At 45.0% G+C, this 11429-nt stretch carries 11 protein-coding genes; 6 read left to right on the top strand and 5 right to left on the bottom strand.

From position 1 onward, the window contains the following. Positions 1 to 43 precede the first annotated feature (43 nt). Both ACLWBB_RS06065 and ACLWBB_RS06060 read right to left on the bottom strand, forming a co-directional pair. Entirely contained in the window at positions 44 to 592 is a 549-nt protein-coding gene (locus ACLWBB_RS06065) for a hypothetical protein (protein WP_413290715.1), read from the bottom strand. 159 nt (positions 593 to 751) lie between these two features. Then, on the bottom strand, positions 752 to 2092 hold the full coding sequence (locus ACLWBB_RS06060; RefSeq protein WP_413290714.1) for a glycosyl hydrolase 53 family protein: 1341 nt from the start codon (positions 2090 to 2092) through the stop codon (positions 752 to 754). A 249-nt stretch (positions 2093 to 2341) separates the two neighbouring features. Between ACLWBB_RS06060 and ACLWBB_RS06055 the strand changes: the two genes are divergently transcribed. Together ACLWBB_RS06055 and ACLWBB_RS06050 are read left to right on the top strand one after the other, a co-directional pair. Further along, the gene (locus ACLWBB_RS06055) at positions 2342 to 2857 is read left to right on the top strand and encodes a hypothetical protein (protein ID WP_413290713.1); all 516 of its coding nucleotides are present in this window, start codon (positions 2342 to 2344) and stop codon (positions 2855 to 2857) included. A 47-nt stretch (positions 2858 to 2904) separates the two neighbouring features. Next, positions 2905 to 4026, top strand: a complete 1122-nt coding sequence (locus ACLWBB_RS06050; RefSeq protein ID WP_413290712.1) for a hypothetical protein — start codon at positions 2905 to 2907, stop codon at positions 4024 to 4026. Positions 4027 to 4048: 22 nt separating this feature from the next. On the opposite strand, the gene ACLWBB_RS06045 is transcribed toward ACLWBB_RS06050, so the two are convergent. The 3 genes from ACLWBB_RS06045 to ACLWBB_RS06035 form a co-directional block, all read right to left on the bottom strand. After that, a complete protein-coding gene (locus ACLWBB_RS06045) occupies positions 4049 to 4549 on the bottom strand; it encodes a hypothetical protein (protein WP_413290711.1) in 501 nt (166 codons plus the stop codon). A gap of 54 nt (positions 4550 to 4603) precedes the next feature. Beyond that, complete coding sequence (locus tag ACLWBB_RS06040; protein WP_413290710.1) at positions 4604 to 4786, bottom strand: hypothetical protein; 183 nt, start codon at positions 4784 to 4786, stop codon at positions 4604 to 4606. A 120-nt stretch (positions 4787 to 4906) separates the two neighbouring features. Then, complete coding sequence (locus ACLWBB_RS06035; protein WP_413290709.1) at positions 4907 to 5257, bottom strand: 4a-hydroxytetrahydrobiopterin dehydratase; 351 nt, start codon at positions 5255 to 5257, stop codon at positions 4907 to 4909. A 203-nt stretch (positions 5258 to 5460) separates the two neighbouring features. Between ACLWBB_RS06035 and ACLWBB_RS06030 the strand changes: the two genes are divergently transcribed. From ACLWBB_RS06030 to ACLWBB_RS06015, 4 genes are all read left to right on the top strand, one after another. Then, complete coding sequence (locus ACLWBB_RS06030; protein ID WP_413290708.1) at positions 5461 to 7845, top strand: ATP-dependent DNA helicase; 2385 nt, start codon at positions 5461 to 5463, stop codon at positions 7843 to 7845. Continuing rightward, positions 7842 to 9413 carry a GIY-YIG nuclease family protein gene (locus tag ACLWBB_RS06025; RefSeq protein WP_413290707.1) on the top strand — a complete coding sequence of 524 codons (1572 nt, stop codon included), beginning with the start codon at positions 7842 to 7844 and terminating at the stop codon, positions 9411 to 9413. The genes ACLWBB_RS06030 and ACLWBB_RS06025 overlap by 4 nt, the downstream gene beginning before the upstream one ends. An 82-nt stretch (positions 9414 to 9495) precedes the next feature. Then, positions 9496 to 10356, top strand: coding sequence for a YihY/virulence factor BrkB family protein (locus ACLWBB_RS06020; RefSeq protein ID WP_413290706.1), 861 nt, complete (start codon positions 9496 to 9498; stop codon positions 10354 to 10356). Next, entirely contained in the window at positions 10331 to 11413 is a 1083-nt protein-coding gene (locus ACLWBB_RS06015) for a DUF748 domain-containing protein (RefSeq protein ID WP_413290705.1), read from the top strand. The genes ACLWBB_RS06020 and ACLWBB_RS06015 overlap by 26 nt, the downstream gene beginning before the upstream one ends. The last annotated feature ends 16 nt before the right edge of the window (positions 11414 to 11429 follow it).

Raw genomic sequence — 11429 nt, 5'->3', positions numbered from 1 at the left:
AGTTTGTGGTGACCAACGGTCACCACACCATAGATTGAACTGCTTATTCGTCCTCGCGGAAAATTTCTCGGGCTAAAACATAACGAATCTGGCCCAAGCATTTTTCTTTTGCAGACAGCAGTTCTGGTTCCGCCACGCGGTTGACACTAGCCATTTGAGCTTTTAATGCGTCGACGCCTTCATCCAGAAACTCCAACTCGTCATCGCTCAGCCGCCCACAGATCTTCTCGATCCCAAAGGGGCTACTTTCGCTGGCAATCGTTTTTAAAACCAAGTCTGGATTTTTCAGAAGAGCTTTCGATACCGCCGCAATTATTTCTTTCTCACCCTTGCCCTTTGTTTCTGGCGCAAGAAGACTGTAAACTTCGATCCACTCGGGCAGCCCAGTTTCGATATTTTTTAAAATCTGTTCCCAGGATTTGGGATCTTTCCAAGAATCCGTCAGTATCCAATTTGCCCCACGTTGGTGAATGGCCGATATCACAGTCGATGCTTTGTTGGGATCCACTTGGACCCACAAAATTTTAAAGGCAATGCCCGCGCAAAGGCCCCCGGCGAAAAGAATAAATACGAAGCGTTTTAGGATTCTCATAATCCATTCCCTACGCCTTTTTTCGGGAACTCAAAAGAACAAAACAAATCGTCTATGAAACGTCTAATGAAGTTCAAAGATTTTTTGTGAAGCAACAGAGTGTGAAAATAAGGAAGCCACCCCTCAGGGTGGCTTCTTAGTACTTAGTTGTGAATTACTTTACTTATTTGCCCAGTTTACCAAAAGCTGCAAGAGCTGCTTCGGACGATTGATGTCATACATCAATCCGAAGTTTGCTTCAGACTCATAGACCGGCTCTAGGTTCGCCTGATAAGGCTCGTTGAAGAGCTCATACATATTGATCTCTTGAACAATGTCAGAGTACTTCGTTGTTAACTCTATAAAGAGGTCATTCATACTATCGTAACAGCCCTTGTCGCCTGGGAAACCACCGTCTTTATTACCACGGTAAACTTCCGCACAGCTTGTTTCGTTGAAGTAGATAGGAACCTTATACTTGGTTGCCATCGCACGCATCTGCCCAAGATACATGTCGAACCAATACCCTTTGTTACCGTACCAAGGATAGTAGTGGTACGTGATAACGTCGAAGTTAAAGCCAGAGGCTTTCGCCATATCAACGAACCACATATCACCATTCTTATCGCCACCGCACCGACCGCCCAAGTCGTCGGTGTTACAGTTTGTCACGTTGATTGAAATTTTGATCTTAATACCAAGCTCTGCTTCAGCTTGTTTTAGGCCCTTATAAGTTTCAATCATCGCGTTGATACGATTCTGAGCTCCCGTTTTTCCTTCCAGGTTTTGCTCGTTACCGATTTCAACGATCTCAAGGTCGCGGCCGTACTTCTTACCGATGGCATAAGCTTGATCTTTCGTCATTGGATAGAACATCGGGCGAAGCTTGATGTTGTACTGCTTTGAAAGCGGAATCAGCGTATCCAAAATAATCGTATTCGTATGGGTCACGTCGACTCGATAAGTGCGCAAGTTCTTCTCAGACAACATTTTGAAAACCGCTGCTGACTGACTCAGAGGATAAACTGCACGAATATCATGACCGTTAACCCCCCAAAGCATTTTACCAGTCGCAGGAGCCGGAGTTGGTGTCGCCGTCGGTTTTGGTGTCGGAGCCGGCATTACCACCGGTATTACCGTTGGTAACGGGATCGGTGTTGGCGTCGGCACAACGGCCGATGCAGTCTTACTAATGATCACATTTGCCACTTCGTTTTTACCGCGATGAACTTGCAATGCACGCACACGAATATTTCCATCCGCTAGCGACGCGATAATCAAAGGCGCTGAATAACCCCAGGCCTCGCACATCACCCAAACTTGGGATGTACTTTTGCTTGCACTGTCCGTCGCGTCGACCTTCACATGCTTGCCTGCCCTGCAGGATCCGCTTACTTCAATTGTAAGATTGTTTTTATCAAAACTTTTATTAGCAACTGGTTTACCGATTGTAATAGCTAATGTCGTAGATGAAAAAAGCATTACCACGGATGCCGTAACTAAATGTCCTCGTAAATTCATAGCCTGCCCCCTCGCAGATTCTGATCAATCAGATAGGCTTTCAGATTAATGAGGACTGCGGACGTTGACGAGAAAATTTTGAGATTCATCACAAACTAAGACGCGTTCCCAAAGAACACTGCGAAGTTTCTGTGGGAGCATCCGCGAGTTTTTGACACTTAAAAAAGAAAGGTCGTCGAGTGTCTAAATTATCGACACGACCAAAATCCATTTAGTTTCTCCTATGAAAATTCACTTTCTCTCGGGACCATGAGCCAGAATCCCAACACACGCGTTAACAAGGGTCCTGCTTTCTCCGATATCTTCAGTGTGAACAGACCAACTGAAGTTCTTGGAAAAATTCTTGGCGCCTTCGTTCGTAGCCTCTTTTTTAGTGGCGTGATGTTCGTTATTTTCTTTTCGATTGTCACCGGTGGCTTCCCACCAGACTTTAGCAAACTCAGCCGTGCATTTAATAATCTGCAAGCGATGTCGAAGATGTCCAAGGAACCGCTTAGTGTTCCTGCCGTCGTTGTTGATAACAGCGGAAGTGTTGATAACGATGAAAAAGATATTGCGGCCCTCGAAGCTTACAATAAGAAACGCGCCGAACTTGGTGAAGGACTTTTTGGAAGCAATTCTCCAGAAGACATCATTGCTTCACGCACAGTCAGCTCTGAAAAACAAGATGATCTAAAGACGCAAATGCGCGATCTTCAGCAAGAGATTTTTCGCCTGCAACAACGAGTCAGCGAGCTCGAAGAGCAAGTAAAAGAAAAACAGTAATCCTGGCACCTACCTTGCTACCTCCTCACTCAGGCACGGAGGTTTGCATGTCCCCCAATAAATTGAGCATTTTTTCTGCGTCGATGGCTGTCCTAATGGTTCTGGCGAATCCGGCTCTATCGCTTGCGACAGAGAAGGTGTTCTCTGATCAAAACTTAGTCATTCGGAACCTCGCCCAAGCTGGAATTCAACTCAATGCCAAGGATGTTGTTCCCGAGATCGTAGATTTAGGCATTCAGCCTACGGTGCTTAAAATCACTCCGGCTCGCCTTCAGAAGCTCTCTTACAAAGAAGACCAATACATTTTGCAAATCACTATCGGCCGCATCACTGCCGACCAGTTCTCAAAGCTTAAAGCTCTTTATGGAGGGTATAGCCAAGTTCCTTATGATCAAAACAGATCTTATGACCTGATTGATTTCTTGCCACCAGCGATTCAAGCAGTTGTGAATAAAACATTTACTGCCGAATATTACGACACCTCTAGGCTTATAGAACTCGAATGGGACGAAAAAGATCCAGACGCAATGGATTTGTGGGCCCTCCAAAAAAGTGGAATCAGCTTTTTTACAAACTGCTGGGGCACTACGATGGAGGTTCTAAAATCCCTGCGTACCCCACGCCCTGAGAGTACTTTCACTCTTTCATGGCCAGCACGTTGGACTGCTGATGATATCTTTAAGGCTCCAGAGCACAGCTCAAAAGTAAAAACCCGTTCTGTTCGCATATGGGATGTCCTGACTATCTCTGAATCCAACATGCTTCAGCACACGGCGATCATTCTTGGCAAAAACCTTGTTTTTGAAAAGACAGATACCACTGATAACGATGCCTATCGTTTGTCGGTGCGTGCAGATGTCCATGGAAAATACAAAACACTCTTTGAAGGCAAAGCAAAAACTGAATATCGTCGTTTTGGTTCACGGAAAGACCCTATTCCTACCGATACACCAGCCGAGCTTTCTGAAAATGTGAAGAAGATCCTTTTGAACGTAAACCCTGAGCTTCCTGTCGACAACGTGACCGTCGGCTGCGAAGTCCGCTTTGGCGGAGGCTGTGATGTCGTCTTCACTGAAATAGGTTATTTAAAACTAAAGATTGATTCTAAAACCGGTCGCGGCTACTTGACTGGTGATCAGAAATACATGAAGCGCTTCACAGAATTATAAAATATAACCTTAAGTGCTCAGATTAAAACTGCTGCGAGCAGACCTGAGCACACTCTTCACGGGATTTGGTGCTTGTTCCGAACTCGGCCCCTTTTATAGTGGCTTCAAAATCCGCGATTTCGAAATGAGTTTTTAGATTGCAATCTTTAATGTCGCGGTCTTCTTTGAGCCACGCCACATATTGAGCAGTCTGAAAATTGGTTCTCTGAGAAATACGGCAGCCATAGAAGCAATGAATTTGCTTGTCGTTTTTAAAGCTCATCGCTGCTTTTTGTTCGAAGCGATAGGTCGAATAAGCACGAACTAAATATAATGGATTACCCTTGCCGGGTCTTCTTTGTGACCAATACTCCAGGTCATGGTCCCAATCTTGTGCAGACTCATAAGGGGCCTTCGTCACCGGGTTTTCCTCGGCTTGCCAGCACGGTGTAGCCGCAACAGCCGTTGTCGAAAAAGTTGTCAAAAGGACAGCCAAGGCAAGCCCTCGCACCTTAAAATGGGATAAAACGTACTTAAAATCCATGCGGACCCATATCTGCGAGAGACATGCCACACGGAACAGAGCCTTATTTCGTTTTTAACGATATCTCAGGCGCCACGCCAAAATCACCGGGCAGATGTGGCGCTCTTTCGAAAAGGCTTTCAGAAGGTCGTTGGTGGCAGGATCTTGCCACACAAGAATTTTCAATTTCTCTAAAGCCTTAGCTGTCAGAGAAACATCGGTCCATTCGTCTTGAGAAACAATTCTGATAAATCTCACAAGCACTTCCTTTGCGACGGACTTCACGCCCACTTCTTAATAATAACCGTTCCTAGTTACATTGAGAAAGACTCTCGCGTCCGTGAAAAAGAACTGAGAATGATCGCCAAATGAAAATGCCTAATGCAATTCTTGCCCGACCAAAGAACTAATCTTCGCGGCACAGATAAAATCATTCTCGGAAATCCCCCCACGCCCATCGTTCACCGAATGCGTATAGAATTTAATCGTGCACCGATTGTAGGTCACCAGCATTTCTGGATGGTGATCTTCTTGGTGAATCACATATGTCGCTGCATTCACGAACGCTATGGTTTGATAGAAGTTTTTAAATTCAAAACTTCGCACCAACCGATCGTCCTGCAAAATCCAACCTTCCAGTGCAGAAAGGTATTCTTTCAACACCGGCTCTGCGAGTCCCACCTTTACCGGATGACTATGCTGTTTAAGTAAGTCCTCTCTGCGAATCATAGCTGTGCTCCCTTCTTGAAAAGGCCTTACCCTAACTCTACAAACAAGATTTGCGTTTTTATGAGCTGCAAGATCCTTAAAACGGAATAATTAGCTCCTAGCGCGACTGAGAGCGGCATTTAGCTCTAGCAATCCTTGTTGATTCGGGGTTTTCTCTGCACTAGGGATTGACCCTCAGAACCCTCCGGCTATTTAATAGCCCCGTGCGAAAAATCCAGATCGAGACCCGACAATTCGCCGTCCCTTGTCCCCGCGTTGGCAGCATTGAGGTCAACTCAGGCTATGGTGCGCCTCCACTCTCGGGCCAAGAAATTCATCAGAAAGTTCAGCGCGAACGCACGCGTGAAGTCGAAGGATATACTTCTGAAGTTCGCTTCGGATATGGTTTTGAACGCGCGCCCTATACGTTCATGGTCGGCGGTCGCGCCGATGGCATCATCCCAGGATCACCCGTTACGATCGAAGAGATTAAAACCTCGTTTGATCTTGAAGATCTTCATCAAAAACTCTCGAAGGATCCCAATCACCCTTATGTGTGGCAACTTCGCACTTATGGGTACATTCATTACAAACAAACTGGTGAGGTTCCGCTTTTACGTTTGCATTTGGTGTCTTCAAGAAATTTCAAATCTTTAAATCTGGATGTGGACCTTGATGTTACTGGCTATGAGGCATGGCTAGAGCTTCGCCTCGATGAGCTCGTTGTTGAAACAAAAATCCGCGAAAAGCTTTTTAAGAAGCGTCAAAAAACCGCCGAGTCCCTGCAGTTTCCATTCGAGTCTCCACGTCTTGGACAAAAAGAACTCGTAGATTGTATCAGCGAGAACTTGGCCGAGAAAAACCCATTGATGGTCCAAGCACCCACAGGACTTGGGAAAACGATTGGTGTTCTGTACCCGTCTTTGAAAGATGCTTTAGCCCGCGGTCAAAAAGTCGTCTATGTGACTCCGAAAAACTCTCAGCATCAGGTCGCCGAAGAGGCGATCGACAAACTTCAAGAGCTGGGGTCCAAAGTTCGTGGGCTGACTTTGAATGCAAAAAGCAAAATGTGTCTTAAATCCGAAGTGCTCTGCAATCCTCAGTACTGCGAATTTGCAAAAGACTATTATAAAAAAATCTATGATAACGACTTGGTGAACAAACTTGCCAAGATTAAAAGCCTAAGTGCCCGAAGACTGAAAGGTCTTGGTGAAGAGTATCAGGTTTGTCCTTTTGAATTGGGCGTCGAAGCTATAGAGCGCGCTGATGTCGTCATTGGTGATTACAACTATGTTTTTGCACCACGCGGGCTTTTGGGCCGCCTTTCTGAACCTCTGATTAAACAATCTGAAAAACCGAACCTTGTGATTGATGAGGCTCACAATTTGCCATCCCGAGCTCAGGACTATTTCTCTCCGTCCTTAACGGTGGAGCAACTCCAAGCCCTCGAGGCTTCACTCAACTCGAGCGATGCACGCTTTGCAAAAAGTGGTTTGTCGATTCTTCGCGAAGCAATCGAGTTGATTCAGTCCTATAGTGTCGGTGGCCCGCGCCGTATCACTATTGATCCAGATCCCTTTGTGGATCTGGAAAAACGCATTCGTGATTTTACTTTAAAATATCTCGAGTCCGATGCTGAGGTTCAACCACAAGATCCGATTTTAAAATTAAACAACACCTGGACAGATTTTATGGCAGCTCTTGAGTTTTCGGGTCCTGCCTTTTTCCAGACATATCAAAAAAACTACCAAGGTGAAATGCTCAAGGTTACATGTTGTGATGCCTCTGAGCATTTAAAGAAAACTTATAAAGAGTTCCAAAATGTCGTGGCCTTCTCTGCAACATTAAAGCCTTTTGAATACTATCAAACTCTCATGGGACTTTTGGGCGAGAAAACAAAAACTTTCGAGTTCCGCTCTCCGTTCCCAACTGAAAATCGCAAGATCATGATCATTCCGCAAATTTCTACGAAATTGAATGATCGCGAAATGAGTGCGCCGCGAATTGCAGATGTCATTCAACGGGTAGTCCGTCTACGGCCTGGGAATTATATCGTTCTTTTCCCAAGCTTTGATTTTTTATTTAAAACGCGCACTCTGCTGGACTTACCAGAATACCAAATTCTGCAACAAGGCCGCGAAATGAAACCTTCTTTGGTTAAAGGTTATTTGGAAGAACTTCGCAGTGGTGAAAAACCGACTTTACTATTGGGCGTTCAAGGCGGAGTGTTCTCGGAAGGTGTTGATTACGCCGGTGATATGCTTATTGGCGCGTTTGTCGTAGGCCCCGCACTTCCGACATTTGATTTTGAGCGCGAGCAAATTCGAGTTTACTACGAAAATACCTATGGCAAAGACAAGGCCTTTGACTATGCATACGTGTATCCGGCGATGGCCAAAGCCATTCAATCCGCGGGACGTGTGATTCGCTCTGAAAAAGATCAAGGCGTGATTGTTTTGATGGATCCGCGCTTCTTGCAAAATAGCTACTCGCAAACAATGCCTGAAGGATGGTTCCAAGAAAGCCCGCAAGAACTGGTTTCACAAAGCATTCTTGCAGACATCGCGCAGTTTTGGGAATCTAGACAAGAAAGGGACAACGATCTATGAAGCTTTTAGATCTTTCTGTCTTTTTCTTGGATCTGCAAACCACCGGGGCGAAACCCGATAATAGTAATATTTTAGAAGCCGCTTGGGGCGATATACAGAAAATCGAAAGCGCCTTGGTGGCTCAACCAGAGGGCGCAAGCGTCCCCTATCGCATTCAAGCAATTACAGGGATCAGCAATGAGGACATGAGCAGTGCTCTGCCGTTAGCGGAAGTCTTGCAAAAACTCCGCGACTTCATTCAGCCCTTAGGCACGGGTTCGCAAAAACCTCTTGCCGTTATTCACTATGCCCAATTTGAAAAACCATTTTTAATGCACGCTTTTCATGAAGATCTTCCGTTCGAGATTCTTTGTACTCACGAAATCGCAAAACGTTTAATGCCAAACCTGCCTTCACGTGGTGTCAAAGGTCTGGCTGGGTACTTTGGCTATAACGCTGGCGAATTAAAACGGGCCTCGAGTCATCTTGAAGCGACGCGCGTAATATGGCAGGGACTTCTTTCTGCACTCGAGAAAGAACAAAACATCACGACGCTTGAGGAACTTCGCAACTGGCTTGAAGCCACTCCGAAAAAATCCCGGACAAAGTATGAATACCCTTTGCCAAAAGAAAAACGTCTGAGCCTTCCGGATCAGCCGGGCATCTATCGTATGATCAGTCGTTGGGGTGAAGTCCTTTATGTCGGTAAAGCCACATCCCTACACAGCCGAGTGAACAGCTATTTCCGCGGGCAAAAAAATCGCGACCCACGAAAGCTGGAGATGCTGACGCAAACTTGGGACTTGCTGGTCACTCCGTGCGGAAGCCCCTTAGAAGCGGCCCTACTTGAGACCGACGAGATTAAAAAACTCAATCCACGCTACAATATCAGTTTGAAGACCGGCAACCGCAGCATGGTCTTCTACAATCATGACTTTACATCCGAAAGCTCCCAGCAAGATGAAGAGCATAATGTTGGTCCTTTTCCGAACACGATGACATTGGATTCGATGCTAAAACTGACGGACTCTTTGCAAGCTGGTGAGTTTAACCCGTTGATGTTCTATGAAGAGATAGACCCAGAACTTTTAAAGTCAGGATTCCAAATTTTCTGTGAACGCCATGGTTTTGACACTTACGATTTTACTTCCATGCGCTCTATCTTGGCTGTCGGCCTTTGGTGGCACCGTCATGAAGAGGAAGACGAAGCTCTTGAGGATGACGTCGCCGAGGAAGAGATTGAACAGGAAATAGAAGACGAGGAAGTAGAGCTGACGCCTGAAGATATCGCTGACAAGTTTGAGCGGCATTTTTTGCGAGCGGGCCGAGCTTATGCGCGTGTACGTCTTTTGACCCGTCTGTTAAACTCTGATATTGAATTTCAATTGGTAGCAAGTCCAAGTCCTCGCCACATGATTTTACGCCAAGGTAAAATTCAATCAGAAATTCCAGAAAATCCGACAATGGATGCTCTTCCATGGAAGGGTCTATCGATTGACACCTATGACCGCATGTCGATCCTGCAAAGCGAGCTGCAAAAAATTAAATCGCAGCATGGAAAAGTGATCGTCCACAAACTCCATTCTTGAATTTTTCTACCAAGGGTGGAACTTTTAACGACATTCTAGTCAACGGGACATTCTCTAGAAATGAGAACTCTATCCTGTTGGTATGAAACTTAAACAGCTTTTTAGTTCTGACTTTTTTGACAAATTAAGCCGAGACGATATTTTTGATATGTCAGCTGCCCTCGCTTACTACACGGCTTTGTCCCTGGCTCCCCTTCTTATTCTTGCCATTACTTTTGTGGGTTTTCTTGGAGAGAACTTTAAGGACCAGCTCGTTATTCAAGTCCAAGACCTTGTCGGCTCGACAGCCTCCGAAACTATTAAATACATCGCACAAAGCGCTGAAAAACGCGCAGAAATCCGCGGATGGTCAGGTATCGTAGGGGTCCTTACACTTCTTATTTCAGCAGGAGCCATCTTTGGACAACTCCGTACTTCGCTGAATAAGATTTTCGACATCAATATCGATATGCAGAAACAAGCAGACTCGATGAGTTTTTTGATGAGTTCGGTGGGCTACATAAAACACAAAATCTTCAGCATGGGGATGGTGCTTACTTTCGTTTTTATCTCTATCGTGTCTTTGGTCATTTCATCCTTTCTCACAATTCTGTTTCAAGGAGTCATTCTTGTGATTGGGCAGGTGATTAACTTTTTTTTATCGATTTTAATTTTCTCTATTCTATTTAGTTCAATCTACTACTTTCTGCCGCAGAAGAAGCTCTCGCGAAAGACTACTTTAAGTGCGGGCTTGATAACCGCAATTCTTTTTTCACTGGGGAAAACAGCGATTGGACTTTACTTGGGTCAGAGTGCTCTAGCCTCGGCGTATGGTGCTGCCGGGTCAATGATCGTGCTGTTGATGTGGGTTTACTACTCGTCCCTCATCATTTTTTTAAGCGCTGAAATTGCCTATCGAGTAGAGAAGGTATTTTTCAATGGAAAGAATACTCTCCTCACTTAAAAGAACTCACAAGATCGTTATCGCATTGATCGTCCTGCTGATTGTTGTGCGCATTTTTCTACCAATAGGAATCAAACACGCGATCAATTGGTACTTGGGAAACAAGATCGTATCTTATCAGGGCGCGATCGCAGATTTTGATTTGCATCTGTACAGAGGGGCTTACGAAATCCTGGGACTAAAGCTATGGAAGCGCAACTCGGATCGAGAAACGCCACTCGTAGATGCAAAAAGAATCGATTTGTCTTTAGCGTGGCGGGCCCTCTGGCGGCGAAAACTGCTAGGAGATCTAAAGATTGATCGACTCAGACTCACCTTTATTGACAGTGAATCTAATAACAAAAAACAATTCGGAACCGACGAGAAAAACTGGAATGCGATTTTGAAGAAACTATTACCGATAGAGATTGAATCGCTCAAAATCACCAATAGCGAAGTGCATTTTTTAAATCGTGACTATAAAGTGCCCGTTGATATCTATGTCGACCGCATTCAAGTGGACGCTGCAAATTTACGTAACACCGATCAAAAAGATGTCCTTCTACCAAGCACAGCGACTATAAAGGGCCGCTTACAAGCCGATGCTCCGTTCTCGCTCAAAGCTCAGTTTAATATCCTCAAGGATCCCCTTGCGTTTAATATCGACGCGCAAATGAAGGATTTTAACTTAAAGAAAATGAACAATTTCTTTTTGGTCTATGGGCCTTTTACTTTTGCTACAGGAACCTTCAGTCTGTTTTCGGAAGTTGCAACCAACAAAGGGCTTGTAGTGGGTTATGCCAAGCCCTTTTTTGAAAACGTTAAAATGATTGCCAATAACGAGTCCTTTATTTCTACTAAACACGCTATTGCCGAATTCCTACTTGGGTTTGGCAACCTGATACTGAGAAATCCAAGCAAGGACACCGCGACACGCATTGAATTTCAAGGCGCCTTGACGTCGCCAGAAATCAATAAATGGGAAGCCTTTTGGTTGTCTCTTAGGAATGCCTTTGGCAGTCCTCTTCAGAAAAAAATTGAAGACGATGTTGATATCAAAAGCCTTCCAAAAAGGTAAAAAGAGTGCGATAAAT

It is taken from the genome of Bdellovibrio sp. HCB337, assembly GCF_047302465.1.
GTDB lineage: Bacteria > Bdellovibrionota > Bdellovibrionia > Bdellovibrionales > Bdellovibrionaceae > JACMRP01.
The sequence above is the reverse complement of the archived record's forward strand: the minus strand, read 5'-3'. Positions and strand labels throughout refer to the sequence as shown.

Excerpts from the sequence above, each read along its gene's own strand:
- ACLWBB_RS06045 (WP_413290711.1), bottom strand. The coding sequence starts at position 4,549 with ATGGATTTTAAGTACGTTTTATCCCATTTTAAGGTGCGAGGGCTTGCC.
- ACLWBB_RS06015 (WP_413290705.1), top strand. The coding sequence starts at position 10,331 with ATGGAAAGAATACTCTCCTCACTTAAAAGAACTCACAAGATCGTTATC.
- ACLWBB_RS06065 (WP_413290715.1), bottom strand. The coding sequence starts at position 592 with ATGAGAATCCTAAAACGCTTCGTATTTATTCTTTTCGCCGGGGGCCTT.
- ACLWBB_RS06055 (WP_413290713.1), top strand. The coding sequence starts at position 2,342 with ATGAGCCAGAATCCCAACACACGCGTTAACAAGGGTCCTGCTTTCTCC.
- ACLWBB_RS06035 (WP_413290709.1), bottom strand. The coding sequence starts at position 5,257 with ATGATTCGCAGAGAGGACTTACTTAAACAGCATAGTCATCCGGTAAAG.
- ACLWBB_RS06020 (WP_413290706.1), top strand. The coding sequence starts at position 9,496 with ATGAAACTTAAACAGCTTTTTAGTTCTGACTTTTTTGACAAATTAAGC.
- ACLWBB_RS06050 (WP_413290712.1), top strand. The coding sequence starts at position 2,905 with ATGTCCCCCAATAAATTGAGCATTTTTTCTGCGTCGATGGCTGTCCTA.
- ACLWBB_RS06025 (WP_413290707.1), top strand. The coding sequence starts at position 7,842 with ATGAAGCTTTTAGATCTTTCTGTCTTTTTCTTGGATCTGCAAACCACC.
- ACLWBB_RS06060 (WP_413290714.1), bottom strand. The coding sequence starts at position 2,092 with ATGAATTTACGAGGACATTTAGTTACGGCATCCGTGGTAATGCTTTTT.